Source organism: Methylobacterium hispanicum, assembly GCF_022179285.1.
Classification (GTDB): domain Bacteria; phylum Pseudomonadota; class Alphaproteobacteria; order Rhizobiales; family Beijerinckiaceae; genus Methylobacterium; species Methylobacterium hispanicum.
This window is the reverse complement of the sequence record NZ_BPQO01000021.1, coordinates 106,682-122,524: the sequence shown is the minus strand read 5'-3', so window position 1 is coordinate 122,524 and position 15,843 is coordinate 106,682. Positions and strand designations below refer to the sequence as shown.

Here is a 15,843-nt window from a genome sequence, read left to right as displayed (position 1 = left end):
GCGCGCCGGCCGCCTTGATGTCGCGACCGGCCGTCTTGCCTGCGTCGCCTGCCTCATGGCCGCCAACGCCCTCAACAATCCAGCCTGAGGTTTCGTCCTCAAACAGGCTCTGAGGTGCGCGTCGACTACACCCGGGCGGCCCTTTACGGCGTCCAGCCCGCGGCCGTCGTCGAGCAGATCAGCCGCCTCTCCAACGGTCGGGTGGTCTCGACGGTCGTCGACGGCGTGCGCCGCTTCGACGTGGTATTGCGCCTCGCCGAGAACCGCCGGACGACGACGGGGCTGGGCGACCTCCTCCTGGAGACGCCCTCGGGCTGGGTGCCGGCGCGCCAGGTCGCCGACATCCGCGAGACCGACGGGCCGAACCAGATCCTGCGCGAGAACGCCCGGCGCCGCATCGTGGTGCAGGCCAACACCACGGCCGGCACCGACATGGCGACCGTCGTGGCCGCCATCCGCGAGGCGGTGGCGAAGGAGCCGATGCCGCCCGGCTTCTTCACCAGCCTGGAAGGCACTTTCCAGGCGCAGGAGGAGGCGAGCCGGACCATCGCGGCGCTCTCGGCGCTCTCTCTGGCCCTGGTCTTCGCCATCCTGTTCAGCCGCTACCGCTCGGCCGCCCTGGCGCTCATCATCATGGGCAACGTGCCGCTCGCCCTGATCGGCTCGGTGGCCGCGCTCTGGCTGGTGGGGCAGCCGCTCTCGGTGGCGTCGATGATCGGCTTCATCACGCTGACCGGCATCGCCGCCCGCAACGGCATCCTGAAGATCAGCCACTACCTGAACCTGTCACTGCACGAGGGTATGCCGTTCGGGCCCGACCTCGTGGTGCGCGGCAGCCTGGAGCGGCTGACCCCGGTGCTGATGACGGCGCTCTCGGCGGGCGTGGCGCTGGTGCCGCTGCTCTACGACGCCGCGAGCCCGGGCAAGGAGATCCTGCACCCGGTGGCGGTGACGATCTTCGGCGGCCTCGTCAGCGCGACGCTGCTCGACACCTTCCTGACCCCCGTCCTGTTCCTGCGCTTCGGCCGCAAGCCGCTGGAGCGGCTGCACGCCCTGCACGCCGAGGCGCCGGCCGACCCGTCCCCGGACGGCGCGCGACCGCGCCCGGCCGAGGCCTACTGACCCCCGAGGAGAACCAGCATGATCCTGCACAGACTGACCCTCGTCGCCGGCCTGATGGCGGCGACCGCGGCGTACGCCCACGAAAGCGCCGGCCAGCACGGCGGCCGGGTAGCCGACGCCGGGAAGTTCCACGTCGAGCTCGCTACCAAGGGCGAGACCGTCGACGTCTTCCTGTCGGACGGCGGCCAGAAGCCGGTGCCGGCCACGGGCTTCAAGGGCACGGCCATCCTCGTCGTCGGCGGCAAGCCGACCCGGGTCCCCCTGCAGCCGGCCGACGGCAACCGACTGACAGGGACGGCCCCGGTGGCGCTCGGGGACAGCCCGAAGGGCGCCGTGCAGCTCACCGCGCCCGACGGTGCCACGGCCAGCGGCAAGTTCGACTGAACATCGCCCCCTGTCGCGAGCGCGACCGGAAGGGGGCCTGAAGATCCCACGCAGGGATGCAGGGGGAGCCGCCCGAGGCGGGTGCCCGTGCCGGAGCCATCGGTCGACGAGCTGCACGCCGGCGACCGGCCAACCTCAATGAGCCAAGGAGTTCACCACATGAAAATCGCCGCTCTCGCCACCCTTCTGATGGCCTTCGGTGCGGCATCGCCCGCCTTCGCCGACGACCAGGGCAACGCGAACGCCGAGCAGCAGACGCAGCCCACGCCGAGCCGCGGCGGCACGGCGGGAGGGCCTGCCCACGACATGCGTCTCGGGGACACGGCCCCCGCGAAGTCCGGCGAGCGGATGGACCACGGACGTTCCGACGGAACGGCCACCAAGCCTCCCCACGGTCACTGAACGCCGCCGCGCCTCACGACGCCCCGTCGCGCCGGAGCGGACGTCCGTTCCGGCGCGACGGCATCCCACGCCATCGAAAAAGGTAACGACCATGAAAATCCCGAACACGCTCGCCATCGCCGCCATTCTCGGTCTCGGTTTGGCCGGTACCGCCCACGCGCAGGACATGAAGGACCACGGTTCGATGTCCTCCATGAAGCCGGACCCGAAGGACGACGCCTCGACCAAGGACTTCAAGGCCGCCGACATGGCCATGATGAAGGACATGGCCGTCGCTTACACCGGCAACCCGGACGTCGATTTCCGCACCCACATGATTCCGCACCACAAGGGCGCGGTCGCGATGGCCAGGGTTGCCCTGAAGCACGCCAAGGACCCGTCCACCAAGGCTATGGCCCAGAAGATCATCGACGACCAGGAGAAGGAGATCGGCGAGATGGAGGCGTGGCTGAAGCAGCACGCCAAGTAGGTCGGCCGCGCCCCGATCCGGGGCACCCATCCCGACGGGGACGCCCGCCGTCCCCGTCACCTGTTCGACGTCCTTGGACAGCCTCGGCCTGCTTCCCGTCACCGGAAGCCGGTGACCGAAGGCGATGCGAACCCACGGGAGCCAGGTCATGCCGCATAGCGTCCCCCCCTCGCACGAGCGCCACGGCCATCATGCCGGGCACGACCATGCGCAACTTGGGCACGGTGATCACGAGACCCAGGCTTCCGGCACCGGGACGGTCAAGGATCCCGTCTGCGGGATGACGGTCGATCCGCACGCCGCGAAGCATCGGGCCGAGCACGCCGGGCACCCGTACTACTTCTGCTCGAACGGATGCCGGACCAAGTTCGAGGCCGATCCGGTCCGCTACCTCGATCCGGGGCAGGCGAGGGTGGAGCCGGTGCCGGAGGGTACGATCTACACCTGCCCGATGCACCCGGAGGTGCGGCAGGTCGGCCCGGGAGGCTGCCCCATCTGCGGGATGGCGCTTGAGCCGGCCGTGGTCGGCGCCGACACCGGCCCCAGCGAGGAGTTGGTCGACATGACCCGACGCTTTCGGGTCGGGCTCGTGCTGACGCTCCCCGTCTTCGTCCTGGAGATGGGTGGCCACCTGTTCGGGCTGGCGGAACGCCTCGGGCAGCAAACCTCGAACTGGATACAGTTCGTGCTCGCCGCGCCTGTGGTGCTCTGGGCGGGCTGGCCGTTCTTCGTGCGTGGCTATCGTTCCGTGGTCTCGCGCAACCTCAACATGTTCACGCTGGTTTCGCTGGGGACGGGCTGCGCCTTCCTCTACAGCGTCGTCGCCACAGCTGCCCCGGGCCTGTTCCCGCAGGCCCTGCGCGGGCATGGCGGGGCCGTGCCTGCCTACTTCGAGGCGGCGGCCGTCATCACGGTTCTGGTGCTCCTCGGGCAGGTACTGGAACTTCGCGCCCGCGAGAGCACCGGCGGCGCGATCCGTGCCCTGCTCGACCTGACGCCGAAGACGGCCCACCGCATTCGACCGGACGGCTCCGAGGAAGAGACGTCCCTCGACGCCATCGCGGCCGGCGACCGGTTGCGGGTGCGCCCGGGCGAGAAGGTGCCGGTCGACGGCTTCGTCGCCGAGGGGCGGAGCTCGGTGGACGAGAGCCTGGTGACGGGGGAATCGATGCCGGTCACCAAGGCGGCGGGCGCCCCCGTGGTCGGCGGCAGCCTGAACCAGTCCGGGGCCCTCGTGATCGAGGCCACGAAGGTCGGGCGCGACACCATGCTGGCCCGCATCGTCCAGATGGTGGCCGAGGCCCAGCGCTCGCGCGCACCCATCCAGCGCCTCGCCGACCAAGTGGCCGGCTGGTTCGTGCCCGCCGTCATCGGCGTGGCGGTCCTCGCGTTCCTCGCCTGGATGGTCTTCGGGCCGGAGCCGCGCTTCACCTTCGCGCTCTTGGCCGCCGTCGCGGTGCTCATCATTGCCTGCCCCTGCGCGCTCGGGCTCGCCACGCCGATGTCCATCATGGTCGGCGTCGGACGGGGTGCCGGGGCCGGCGTCCTGGTCAAGAACGCCGAGGCCCTGGAGCGCATGGAGCGGGTGGGCACCCTCCTGGTCGACAAGACAGGCACGCTGACCGAGGGCAAGCCGGCGGTCACCCGGATCGTGCCTTCAGCTAGCTTCGATGAGGCTACGGTGCTGCGCCTCGCGGCGAGCGTCGAGCGGGCGAGCGAGCACCCGCTGGCCACGGCGGTCGTGCGGGCCGCGGAGGAGCGCGGCGTCGCGACCGCCGCCGTCGCCGACTTCGAAAGCCCGACCGGCAAGGGCGCGTTCGGCACCGTGGAGGGGCGCCGGGTTGCGCTCGGCAACGCGGCCTTCCTGCGCGAGCATGGCGTGGACGTGTCGGCATATGCGGCAGGGGCGGACGAACTGAGGCGAGACGGCGCGACCGCGATCTTCGCCGCCGTCGACGGACGGGTGGCGGGCGTCATCGCCATCGCCGACCCCGTCAAGGCGACGACCGCGGAGGCGCTGGCGGCGCTCCGGACCGAGGGCATCCGGGTGGTGATGCTGACCGGCGACAACCGCACCACCGCCGAGGCCGTCGCCCGCCGCCTCGGCATCGAGGAGGTCGAGGCGGAGGTGCTGCCCGACCGGAAGGCCGCCGTGGTCGAGCGCTACAAGGCGGCCGGGCAGGTGGTCGCCATGGCGGGCGACGGCGTCAACGACGCCCCCGCGCTCGCCGCGGCGGACGTCGGCATCGCGATGGGCACCGGCACGGACGTGGCCATCGAGAGCGCCGGCCTGACGCTGCTCAAGGGCGACTTGATGGGGATCGTGCGGGCGCGGCGCCTTTCGAAGGCGGTGATGGGCAACATCCGCCAGAACCTGTTCTTCGCCTTCGTCTACAACGCCGCCGGCGTGCCGGTCGCGGCCGGGGTGCTGTACCCGTTCCTGGGTATCCTGCTCTCGCCCGTCATCGCCGCCGCTGCCATGGCGCTGTCCTCGGTCAGCGTCATCGGCAACGCCCTGCGCCTGCGGACGGCCCGGCTCGATCCTTGAGGCTACGTGTCGGCCGAGCAGGGTCTGCGCGTGAGCATGATCGCGGCAGCACCATGGGTCCGCAGACCCGGCATGTGAGCCGCGCACGGGCCCCCGCGGCCTCGGGACGAAGCACAGAAAGGTGATCGTCCCCTCGCTCGCACCGGCCGGGGTCAATCTTGAACGGCGTGTGAGGCCAGGCCACCTGACGGGCCGCGCCTGCGGATGGGCGCCCTACGGAGAAGATCATGCCGCACCACGACACGACGGCCCTCTCGGGGGTCATTCAGCACGTTTTTGCCCATCGCTTCACGGTGGAGGCCGGCGGCGGGACGCATCTGGCCGATCTCGGCCCTAAGGGAGCGGAGGCCTTCCCGCTCGTGGCGGGCCTGCATGTGGACATCGAGGGCGAGCGTCGCCCGTCCGAGATCAAGGTGACGCGGATCGCAGCCGAGAGCCGGGAACCCGTGCACATCCAGCATAAGAAGCCTTGTCACCCGCCTGGCGATAAGCGACCGGACATGCCGGCCGACCCATCGCGCGTGCTGGAGGCGGTGAAGGCCGCGGGCTGGACCCCGTCGGGGGACCTTCGCCGCAAGCCGAAGCACTTCGAAGTTCTCGCGCGCCAGGCTGGCGGGGCGTGGGCCGAGCTTCACGTGGATTTCGGCGGGACGATCTACAAGAACAAGTCACCCGATCCTACGAAGTGGGCCGCTGCCCTGGCCTAACGGCTTCGACGGGGCGGCGCACGTGCGCCGCCCCGTTCAGAGTTCGTCCTGCCGCCGACGGCCGGGGATCACGCGTTCGGGCGGGCGGCGCTTATCCGGCCCTCGGCTTGGTCCGGACCGCAACGATGGAAGCGACATCCCTCCGCCGGTCAATTTTTCCGGCGTGATATGGCCGAGGCAACGGCCTCCAAGCGGCACCGTTCGTCGCAACGAGGGCCTCCTGAACGGCCCCATGTCCGGAATTCACCCCAGTCCGGCCAGCGGCGACCTAGCTCCGGGTCGACCTCACCTCCGTTCACCGCGGCGGAATCCTCCCCGCTCCGGAGGCGACAGGTTCGGCGTCGGCGGAACCGGCGCCGCGGCGGGCGAAGGCGGTCAGCACCAGTCGGTCCGGCCCTTCCTCAGCCAGAAGTGACTCTGGCATCCCACTTGACGCCAGACGCTCGGCGTCAGCGACGCGGTCCCGTCCCAGTGTCGGCGGATGCGCCAGCCCGGCCGGTCGCCGGGAACGAGCGAGAGCTTGATCGTCTCGCCGCAGCCGCACGGGCACCCGAAGGCCGCGAACCACTGATGGCCATCCTCACCCACGACGTAGACCGTGCGAGGCGCGGGCGTATCGGGCTCCTCGTCGACGAAATCCACGGTGTGACGCCCGAGGCGGCGGGCGACCCAGGACAGGGACGCCCGGAGCAGCGTAACGGGAAGTCCCGCCATCACGCCGCCCTCATGAGCATGTCGAGATGCGGTCGGTTCAGGAACGGCCTCATGTCGCCTCGACCGAGGTATCGCGCGAGCGCGTCGTCCGTGCCCTCTTCCGGCGCGAACTGCCAGAACCCGGCCGTCAGGCTTAGGGTCTGGACGGCGAAATCGCCGTTCGGGTCGAGCCGCGACGGATGCAACCTCAGCAGCAACTCGACCACCGCGAGGCTGGAGAACAGGCCGTTCACCGCACCCACGGCCGGCCGCTCCTGCGGCACGCCGCGGATGTAGCCGCGCGCGAGGCGGTCCTCGTAGGCCGCGGGGTCCTGCCTCCTCAGGCTTTCGGCCTCAAGCATCCCGTCCGTGTAGAGACCGCGTCCCCGGAGGCTGGAGCGCCCCGGCTGCAGGTAGTGGACCGACCCGCAGATCTGGTCGATGCCACCCTCGCCATCGGCGTCGAGCATCACCCCGATGTCCAGGTAGGCCAGGACGTAGAACGTCGCGAGGCGATTCAGCAGGTCGCGGCCCTCGACCCCGTCCATGCACCCGAACACGACGTCGCAGGTCGAAACGGCCCTGAGCGCGTCCGGTCGGGACAGGTCGCAGGGAAAGGCCTCCACCCTCGCACCGAGCCCGAGGCGTTCGACGAAGGCCGCCAGAACCTCCACCTTCGGCCGACCCACGTCGGCGAGCGTCGTGTTGACGATGCGGTTGAGGTTCTTGTCCTCGACCAGGTCGGGGTCGACCAGCACGATCTCGCCGACGCCGAGGCGGGCGATCTGGTCAACGACCGGACCGCCGGTCCCGGAGCACCCCACGACCCCGACGCGGAGGTGCCGCATCGCCTCGAACGTCGCGCGTCCGAAGGCTTGGGCGTGCCGCCGCGCGAACTCGGGAACGGCCTGGGCGGCGTGAACGGGGGGCCGGTGGAAGCGGAGGTCATCGCCGACGACGCCGACGTGGTCGAGCGGCGCGTGCGTGCCGTCCTCGCCATGGGCCCGGGCGATCATCGTCCCGTCCGGGACCATCACCGCGCTGAGGTGCGGCTGGCCGTCGTCGACCCAGGCATGGACCCCGCCGAACAGGTCGGCATCCGCGGCGTCGTCCACCTCGCTGAAGCGCAGGTCGCCGCCCGGATGGCTGTGGACCTTGGCCACGGCCATGCCGCGCTTCGCCGCCTCCGCGAGCAGGGGCTCCAGGTAGGCGGTCGGCCAAGTCACGCGCCTGTCGGTGCGCTCGCAGGCATGGTGCGGGATCGGGACGATCCGGTTCACGACGAATTTCGTCCGTCCGGGCGAGGCGGCGCGCCCGCAGAGCATCAGGGCGACCGCCTCGCGGCCGTCGCCGGGGAAGAGGTGGGCGCAAAGCGCGGCGTGTTGCGCGCCGGTCAGGGCGAGGGTGGTGCGCATGTCAGGCGGCCCCCACTTCCTTGGCGAGGCAATGCTCGACCAGCGCGAGGTGCGTGCCGATGTCGTCGACGTCCGGGCGCCAGGGGTTCTCGCCGGTGCGGTGACGCGACCAACCCTGCCAGTGCTTGCCCTCGAAGGTGTCCCCGACCAGGGCGCGGATCGGAACCCCGTCGGCCCGGGCGAGCGGGGGGTGGAAGTAGAACATGTCGATCTGAGTCGAGGGATACCCCGGCAGCAGGCGCAGCATCAGGTCCGCCTTGGCCGGGGCGTACCCGGTGCGGACGGGATAGTCGCGGACGACGACGCGGGTGGCGCCCGCCTCCTGGATCGCCTCCCAGCGGTGGCCGGCCGCGTCGAGCGTCTCCTCGTCGCCTTCGGGAAGCGCGAAATCCCGGCGGCGGGGGAGCGGCTGCTCCCCCTCCGTCTGGTCGAGCGGCAGGGTGACGAAGCGCTCCTCGCCGCTGTCGCTCACGTGCACGACCTCGTCGAGGCCGATGCGCTTCAACTGGGCGCCGACCTTCTGGAAAATCTTCCAGCGATCCGGGTGCGCCTTGCCCGCGATAACGAGCAGGTCTCGGCCGGTGAGGTCCGGCAGCGGGTTCTCGTAGCTCTTCTTGTCGATGCGGAAGCCGTAGACCTTGACCGCGCGGACGCCGTCCTCGTCCGTGCGGGGGGCGTCGTCGTCGTGGTGGCCGTGGTTCTCGTTGGTGTTCATCCCGTTGCCTTTCGATCATCCCGGGAAGCCATCCTTCCCGGCCCGTCGAGGGGTTGATCGAAAGGGGCCGGCCAAGCCGGAAACGGCCGGGCCAAGTTTTTTTCGGCCGCGGGCCGAGCAGTCTGTTAGGGGCTCCGGGCCGCGCTACCGGCCCCACGCCAGGGGTCGCCGCACCACCGCCGAGCCGCCGGGAAGGCCGGGGCAGGCGAAGTGATGCGGGCAGCGCGGGCAGCGGGATCCCACGCTCGGGGCGAACAGTCCCGCCCCGATGCCGGACATGTGAGCGACGACGGCGGCACGAAGCTCGTCCCGCTTCTTCGGCGGGATCTCCACCGGTTGCCGGCTGCCGCCGGTGAGATGCACCGCCTCGACCACAACGGGTTCGCCGAACGTCACCTCCGCCGCGGCATCCAGGACGATGTACTCGATCTCCTTCAGCAGCGCCGACGGTGCCTTCCTCGTCGCGACGCGGCGCACGACGAGGCGTCCGTCCGCGTTGCGGACCACGTCGTGCGCCCTGGAAAGGACGCTTCCTCCCGCAACGGCCAGGCTCAAGGCCTCGGGAGGCAGCCTGCCTTCCTCGTCACGCAGGCCGAGGAGGAACCGCAGCATCTCGTCCGCGATGGTCCTGTAAGCCTCGGCGTGCCCGTGGTCGACCGGGCCGTGCTCGGTCCAGGCCGCGGCGAAGGCCTCGCCGAAGCCCTCCGGCTCAGCGCGCCCGGCGTCGAAGTTGCGGTCGAGCCAACGGACCGTCTCCGCCACGGCGTTGTGCATCCGCATGTACGGCGTCTCGTCGCGGCGTCCGCCCAGGCCGAGCAGGTAGGTGTAGAGGAAGCGCAGCCCGCATTTCCCGTAGGAATCGAGGTGCTGGTGGTCGAGCGCGAACGGCGTCTCCCATGTGATGGGAACGGCGGCCGGGCCGGATGGCGGCGGAGGCGACGGGAGCCGGACGAGTGCGGGCGGCCGGCCCAGCGTGGCGGCGATCCGGGCGTTGTAGTCGGACGGGTTCCGCTTCTTGGTCCCGCCGGCCATCATGGTGGACCGGTAGAGGCGCAGGTCGTCTCGCGCGCGGGAGAGCAGGACGAAGAAGAGGCAGGCCTCCTGCTCTTCGTGGCCCGTCAGGCAGGCCTGCGGGCCGGTGAGGCCGTCGCTGCCCTCGATCAGCGCGTCCGGCGGCGGGCAAGGCGGCGGCTTGGCCGTTCGCGGCAGGCCCGTCTTGATCATGCCGGGCGCATGGACGAGCTGGAACTCCAAGCCCTTGCAGGCGTGGATCGTCATGATGCGCACCGCGTCCAGTTCGAGGGCGGCGTCCGGGACGTGCCTGAGCGATTTCTCCTCGCCGAGGACGACCAGCCTCTTGATCCGGCGGAGCGCCTCGAAGGTCGGGAACTGACCCTCGACCGGCAATGACCGCAGGAAGTTCAGGAATTGCCAGATCGCAATGCCCGCCATCCGTTCGGGCAGGGTACCTGAGGCCGCGATCCTCCGGCCGATGCCGAGCCGGTCCAGCACCAGCGCGCTCGCGATGCGCCACGGAGGCGTCCGATCCGCGAAGCCCCCGCAGACCTCTCGCAGGCGCCGCAGCGGCGCCGTCGCCGAGGGGCCGAGGCCGGGGATGGCGTCGGCGGCGGCCAGCCAGTCGAGGGGCGGCCCTGAAGCGTCCCTCAGATGGGCGGCGACCGCGGCGACGTCGCCGAGCTCCATCTCGAACCCCGGCATCGTGGCGACGCGGACGAGCGTTGCGGCGCGGGGATCGTGGAAGAGTGCGAGCAGGCAGAGCAGCTCCTTCACCTCCGGCCGTTCGAACAGCGGCCCGAGGTAGAGGACCGGTACGTCCCGGGCGATCAGGCCTGCGGCGAACTCCGCGAGGCGGTCGTTGGTCGTGCACAGGACCGCCTGTTCGCGGTAGTCCACCCCCGCAGCCTTCGCCTGCGCCGCGGAGGCGGCCACCAGCGCGACCTCGTCGTCGGGGGTGCCGGCGTCGTGCAGCACCGGTTTGAGGCCGGACGCCCCCCTGTCGGGGGCTAGGCCGAGCGCGCCGAGCGGGCGGAAGGCGTCGACGCTCGCGGCGAAGCTCGTGAAGGTGTCGATGATCTCCTTGCGCGACCGGTAGTTGACGTCGAGCGCCCCGAGGGTCGCCCCGGGATAGTGCGCCCGGAACGCGGCCATGCTGGCCGAGGTGGCGCCCCGGAACCGGTAGATCGATTGGCGGGCGTCGCCGACGACCCACAGCCGCTCGCCCTCGTCGGCCGCCAGCGCCCGGATCAAGCGCACGGTGGCGAGGTTGACGTCCTGGTACTCGTCGACGAGCAGGTGGCGATGGCGGAGCGACAGCGCCTTGGCCACGTCGGGATGCTCGGCCGCAAGTCGCACGGGCCTCATGACGAGGTCACCGAAATCGAGGGCATCGGCCTCCGAGAGCAGCCTCTCGTAAGCCTCGTAGACGATGGCTTCCTCATGCGCCCGCGCCGCCCTCAGGCGCGTCGCGTCGTCCGTGGCGGCACGCTGCATCGCATCGGCCAATTCACGGTAGCGCACGTGGTCGACGAGTTCGTCCTTGGCGCGGGAAATGGCCGAGAGGATGTTCGAGAGATCCTGCACCGGGTCCCAGAGGTCCCGGTAATGCGCCAGCGGCAGGCTCGCCAGAACCCCCTCCAGCATCGTGATGGCCGTGGGCTTGTCGACGAGCTTCGGGCTCGCGCTTCGTCCGAGGCGTTCGTGGAAGCGGCGGATCACGTCCAGCCCGAACGCGTGGAAGGTGCCCGTCCAGACCGAGGCGGCCGCCTCGGGCCGCGACAGGGCGAGCCGATCCATCAGCTCGGCCGCCGCCTTGTTCGAGAAGGTCAGGACGAGGATTCCGTTCGGGTCGATCCCCTCGTCGACGAGGCTCTCGATCCTTCTGACCAACGTGCGGGTCTTGCCCGTCCCGGGCCCCGCCTGGAGCAGGTAGGGGCCGCCACGATGGGCGACCGCCGCATCCTGGCTCGGGTCCGGCCGCATCGTGGCCGCGGGGGCGGGGGCGGCGTCCGGCACGACGGGAAGCAGTAGCGCGTCCAGCAGTTGCTGGGTCACCACGTCCGGGCAGATGCCGAGCCGCCCGGCGATGTCGGCGACGCTCATCCCGTCTTGGTGATGGCGACGCGCGACGGCTCGCGGCAGCACCAGTTCGCGCGCGAACAGGTCGGCCTGGACCTCGCGGCGCTCCCCACGCCCGTAGTCGGCCAGCCGCTCGACGGCGATGCCGCTCTCGGAGGATCGGCTCGGGTCGGTATGCGTAGTGACGACGGGAGCGGTCCCGCCGTGCATCACCACGTGCCCGAGCTCATGTCCGAGCAGGAGCGCATCGCCTCCGGGGGTGCCCGTCTCGCCGTACAGGATGCCCTTCGACTTCGGGTCGAGCCGTGCCCGGCCTCCGTTCAGGGAGACGTCGCCCGCGTGGACGGGCTGGTGCCAGAGGCCGTGGCCCTCAATGGCCCGCACGGCAAGGTCGAACGGCTGCCAGGGATCGGCTCCCTCGGCGACCATCTCGGCATGGATGCGGGCGGCCTGCTTCCGCCCCGCCTCAATCGGATCCACGTTCGGCCTCTGCCATCGCGAGCAGACGCCGCCGTTGATCCGCCGTCAGGCCCGAGCTCGCCACCGCCTCCTCGAAAGTCTGCTTCACGCCGACCTCCGGCTTGCCGTCGGCCTTGGCCATCGTTCCGGCCGGCATGGATGCGGGGCGCTCCAACAGGGCGATGACCGTGTCGACGCCATGCCCGACCTCGTCCGCGATGTCCCTGGCCAGCGCCTTGGGGAAGGACGCGGCCTCGATAAGGCCATCCCGGACCTTGATCAGGAAGGCGGGTGTCACTCCGAGCCGGGCCGCGAGCCGTGGGAATGACGGGCCGGCGAAGCCCGCGAAGACGTCCGGCGAAGGCTCGACCACCGCGCCGGCCCGGGACTTCGCCGGGGGGCTGGCGATGCCTGCCTGGAAGCGAGCCCATGCCGACGACACGGTGCGCGCCGTCGCGGCGTCAGCCGCGGGGACCGGCCGCGAGGGTTCCAGCACCAACTCGACCGCAAGGTCGGTGAGCTCGCGGCGGAGGTCCGGGTACTCCTTCGTAAAGGCCTCCAACCGCTTCGGGGTGGGTTCGCCTTCCGCCGCGAAGGTCAGGAGGATTTCCTGCGCGCGGTGCGAGGGGCTGGTCGTCATCGTCTCTCTCCGAGTTCCCGACGCAGCGTCTCGTACGCATTCCTGAGGCGATAACGTACCGCCCGGTCCGAGACGCCGCAAAGCTTCGCTATGGTCTCCGTGTCCCCTCCCTCGATGCGGTGGCCTTCGAGGAAGAGGGCTACGGCTTCCCGCTGAAGGGGTGGCAGACGGTCGATCGCGCGAAGCAGCTCGTTCCGGAAATGTTCTTTTTCCTGTTCGGACCCGTCGGCGGCGAAGGCTTGGCTGATACGGTTCGTCAGGGCCGGGACGGCATCACCTTCACCGTCGCCCATGTCTTCGATGTGGTCGGTCCCCTCCGCCCGGCTTTCGGAACGCCGCAGCACGCCGATGCGCAAGGCGGTCATGGCGCGGGCGAACCGCACCTCGAAGAAATCCAGCTTGATGCCCGGAGACTGCCTGTCCTCGACGAGGAGATCGACGAGGCGGTTGACGACCTCGGTCCGCAACTCCTCCGCGTCGTAGCGGCGGCTGGTCCGGATCGAGCCCTTCAGGGAGCGCTCGACCCTCTCGATCAACACCTCGAACAGTCTCTGGAAACGGGTGTCCGTGTTGTCGTGGCGTGTCGAACGCAGCAGATGGACCAAGCATTCGCTCTCGACGTAGCCGGGCGCCTTGGGGTCCTCCGCCCGTGCCTCACGCACGATCCCATCCAGGTCGAGGGCGGCCAATCGGTCGAGGGCGGCTTCTATCGAAGGGGGGCGCACATACGACTCTCCCTTCTTGGTTCGTCGGTTGAGCGGGGGAGCCATCGCGAAGTCGGGATCAAGCCATGGAAACGGGGATCACCCAGCTCACGTGGCCACTTAGAGTGGCCGAAATTCGGCAGCGCCGACACGGTTGTGCAATGGCTTGGGGATCTTGCGCGCCGCCATGAACTCAATCGCCTTGGGATGTCGAGGAGCGGCATACCCGCTCCGGCGGGGACCGCGGGTTCGAGACGGCGGGCCTCGCATCGTCGGCACAAGACTCAGCCGATGATGGGCGCTCAAGGTGTCGCGGGCCGGCTCGGCGGAGTAGTCGCTTCCCCCATCCACATCAGGCTCATCCGAGGCGCGGGGGCACGGCGGCAACTCTCTTCCCCGAGCGCGACCGTGAGGCGTCCGCCTCATGCACGGGAGGGCGCAAACCGGCGCCCTCCCGACACGCGGTCTCCTACCGTCGCGGACTTGGCTCCCGCGGACCGCCGAGGGTGTGGACCCAAGGCCTTTCGGGTGGGCGCCGCGCCTTGGAGCCAACCAGCCTTTTGCGCTCCGACGGCGGCGGCAGGACCTTGACCGACGGGGGCCCGAAGAAGGCGAGTTGGACAGCCAGGGACGTGCCCATGGCGAGCTCCTGGTCGACCGCCGCCAGACGGAAGGTCCGCCCCGCCACCATCGCTTCGATCTGGCGCAGGTCGACGGGGTCGACCACTGCGGCGACCTCGAAACGGCCGCCGGAATCCTCGCCATCCAGGAACTCGATCCACTCGTCGGACCGGTAGGCGAGGCCGACGACCATCAGGTCGGCCCCGGCAATCTTCGTCGGCGGATACAAGGGTTCGGGCACCCCCGGGCCGACGGCCGACGCGCCCGCGTCACCGGGCGTCTCCCGCGCTTCGCGTGCGGGATCTCGATCATGCTTCGTGTTCAATGACAGCTCCGCGCTGGCGACGCACAGCCGGTCGATGCCTGGCGGCTGGCGTCGTTCGAGCCGGAGCGGAACGGGGACTCTTGCCAAGGGCGGTGGGAGATGCGAATCCACTGCCCATGCGCCGAAGCGCCCGTTTCCGCCCTCGGCGGTTCGGGGTTGCTGACCGGGGTGCCTTTGGCCTCGTGAGGGCGCACCCCGGTCGATGGATCGCAAGGAGGCGTGTGTGGGCGGCTACCCGCACACGCCTACCTGCGCGACGGCGGTTCCGGAACTTTCATTCCCTTACTCCTGGTCGGCTCGGGCCGACGCGGCCCGGGCAGCGCCTTGTACCGCGAGCACGGCCCTGGGAGTCAAGTCTGACCACCGCCTTTTACTGCAGGATCGGCCTGCGATCTGGCATGATCGCGAGATGATGCTCGATTGAAGCAGGATATCAGAGTGGCGTCGAAGCATTCCAAGGATTGAATAGCCTATTCTTTCGGATTTGATCTTGAAATATGAAAAAGCTCAATCCAGGCAGTCACTTATACAGAATGCCCGATCAAAGAGGCGACGGAAGGAGCAACGACGCAATCCTTGCCCCTGCTCCGGCAATCCTTCGCTGGCGGGTGGAGGAAACCGCGGGCAGGCTTGGCACCGCCGCGCCGACCTCAAGGGCGATCCGCGTGTCGGAAGCGGGGCGGCCCATGGTGCGCGATGTGGGTTGAGTCGGCCGCCGGTCCCATCCGGCCCAAGTATCGAGGCGGCCTGGGCGACGGTGGTACATAGCCGTCTCCGGAGCGGCCGGTGCCGCGCGAAAGCGTCATGTCCGGGTGGATGCCGGGCCCGCGCTTAGCCCTGCGGGCCGTCGACCGGGGGCATGCCTTCCCCGAGCGGGGATATTTTTTCCGCCTGGTGGTTGCCGGACACCGTCCCGGTAATGGCCGACGCAATATCTCCGCTTTCCCACCCCTTAGTACCGCACCGGAGCAATCCAGAGCAAAAGGGGGCCGCCAATACAATGGCGGCCCTTGGCCTTTGCGACCGACGCAGATCACTCCTTCCGCGCCTGCGCCCGATTACCTCGGGGACGATGGCAGCAAGGCGGCACCAGGAAAAGCCTTTGATGACCTCCTGGGCGAAGCCGCGGAGTGGGCAAAGAAGGAGCACAGCCCCTGATTTTATATTAGGATCGCCTAAATAAGATAAGGCTGACATTCTGGGATACGGACCGATGGACGTAGCGACTCCGACCGACCTGATGCGCCTGCAGGACAAGGCCGCCGACGCGGCCCGCCTGCTCCGCCTCCTCGCCAACGAGAAGCGGTTGCTCATCCTGTGCCTGCTGGTCGCCCGCGGCGAGATGGACGTGACCAGCCTCGCCGGGGAGGTCGAGCTCAGCCAATCGGCCCTGTCGCAGCACCTCGCCAAGCTGCGCGAGGATGGGTTGGTCGCGTTCCGGCGCGAGAGCCAGACGATCCACTACCGCCTTGAGGACCCCAGGGCCGCGCGGGTGCTGGCGACCCTCAAGGACATCTTCTGCCCGGAGCTCGGCTGACCGGTC

At 69.9% G+C, this 15,843-nt stretch carries 13 protein-coding genes and 1 pseudogene; 7 read left to right on the top strand and 7 right to left on the bottom strand.

Going from position 1 to position 15,843, the window contains the following annotated elements:
* Positions 1 to 111: 111 nt before the first annotated feature.
* The 6 genes and pseudogenes from MFF56_RS21865 to MFF56_RS21840 all read left to right on the top strand — a co-directional run.
* Positions 112 to 1,122, top strand: a pseudogene (locus MFF56_RS21865) (efflux RND transporter permease subunit); the annotation flags it as partial.
* 18 nt (positions 1,123 to 1,140) lie between these two features.
* Complete coding sequence (locus MFF56_RS21860; protein WP_003596978.1) at positions 1,141 to 1,506, top strand: hypothetical protein; 366 nt, start codon at positions 1,141 to 1,143, stop codon at positions 1,504 to 1,506.
* A 159-nt stretch (positions 1,507 to 1,665) separates the two neighbouring features.
* Positions 1,666 to 1,908 carry a hypothetical protein gene (locus tag MFF56_RS21855; RefSeq protein ID WP_003596981.1) on the top strand — a complete coding sequence of 81 codons (243 nt, stop codon included), beginning with the start codon at positions 1,666 to 1,668 and terminating at the stop codon, positions 1,906 to 1,908.
* A gap of 91 nt (positions 1,909 to 1,999) precedes the next feature.
* Positions 2,000 to 2,377 (top strand): CopM family metallochaperone, encoded by a 378-nt coding sequence (gene copM, locus MFF56_RS21850; RefSeq protein ID WP_003596982.1) that lies wholly within the window; start codon positions 2,000 to 2,002, stop codon positions 2,375 to 2,377.
* A 148-nt stretch (positions 2,378 to 2,525) separates the two neighbouring features.
* Positions 2,526 to 4,925, top strand: coding sequence for a heavy metal translocating P-type ATPase (locus tag MFF56_RS21845; RefSeq protein ID WP_003596983.1), 2,400 nt, complete (start codon positions 2,526 to 2,528; stop codon positions 4,923 to 4,925).
* A 227-nt stretch (positions 4,926 to 5,152) separates the two neighbouring features.
* The gene (locus MFF56_RS21840; protein WP_003596984.1) at positions 5,153 to 5,632 is read left to right on the top strand and encodes a hypothetical protein; all 480 of its coding nucleotides are present in this window, start codon (positions 5,153 to 5,155) and stop codon (positions 5,630 to 5,632) included.
* A 375-nt stretch (positions 5,633 to 6,007) separates the two neighbouring features.
* On the opposite strand, the gene MFF56_RS21835 is transcribed toward MFF56_RS21840, so the two are convergent.
* The 7 genes from MFF56_RS21835 to MFF56_RS21805 all read right to left on the bottom strand — a co-directional run bounded on the left by MFF56_RS21835 (position 6,008) and on the right by MFF56_RS21805 (position 14,300).
* Complete coding sequence (locus tag MFF56_RS21835) at positions 6,008 to 6,346, bottom strand: ubiquitination-like system serine protease family protein (RefSeq protein WP_003596985.1); 339 nt, start codon at positions 6,344 to 6,346, stop codon at positions 6,008 to 6,010.
* Positions 6,346 to 7,740 (bottom strand): ThiF family adenylyltransferase, encoded by a 1,395-nt coding sequence (locus MFF56_RS21830; RefSeq protein WP_003596986.1) that lies wholly within the window; start codon positions 7,738 to 7,740, stop codon positions 6,346 to 6,348. The genes MFF56_RS21835 and MFF56_RS21830 overlap by 1 nt, the downstream gene beginning before the upstream one ends.
* 1 nt (position 7,741) lies before the next feature.
* Entirely contained in the window at positions 7,742 to 8,455 is a 714-nt protein-coding gene (locus MFF56_RS21825; protein ID WP_003596987.1) for a multiubiquitin domain-containing protein, read from the bottom strand.
* Positions 8,456 to 8,599: 144 nt separating this feature from the next.
* Positions 8,600 to 12,031 carry an ATP-dependent helicase gene (locus MFF56_RS21820; protein ID WP_012455886.1) on the bottom strand — a complete coding sequence of 1,144 codons (3,432 nt, stop codon included), beginning with the start codon at positions 12,029 to 12,031 and terminating at the stop codon, positions 8,600 to 8,602.
* Entirely contained in the window at positions 12,018 to 12,650 is a 633-nt protein-coding gene (locus MFF56_RS21815) for a hypothetical protein (protein WP_012455887.1), read from the bottom strand. Before MFF56_RS21815 ends, MFF56_RS21820 begins: the two co-directional genes overlap by 14 nt.
* The gene (locus MFF56_RS21810; RefSeq protein ID WP_238230997.1) at positions 12,647 to 13,339 is read right to left on the bottom strand and encodes a sigma factor-like helix-turn-helix DNA-binding protein; all 693 of its coding nucleotides are present in this window, start codon (positions 13,337 to 13,339) and stop codon (positions 12,647 to 12,649) included. Before MFF56_RS21810 ends, MFF56_RS21815 begins: the two co-directional genes overlap by 4 nt.
* A gap of 484 nt (positions 13,340 to 13,823) precedes the next feature.
* Positions 13,824 to 14,300 (bottom strand): hypothetical protein, encoded by a 477-nt coding sequence (locus MFF56_RS21805; protein WP_003596991.1) that lies wholly within the window; start codon positions 14,298 to 14,300, stop codon positions 13,824 to 13,826.
* A 1,213-nt stretch (positions 14,301 to 15,513) separates the two neighbouring features.
* On the opposite strand from MFF56_RS21805, the gene MFF56_RS21800 reads away from it, so the two are divergent.
* On the top strand, positions 15,514 to 15,837 hold the full coding sequence (locus MFF56_RS21800; protein WP_003596992.1) for an ArsR/SmtB family transcription factor: 324 nt from the start codon (positions 15,514 to 15,516) through the stop codon (positions 15,835 to 15,837).
* Positions 15,838 to 15,843 lie beyond the last annotated feature (6 nt).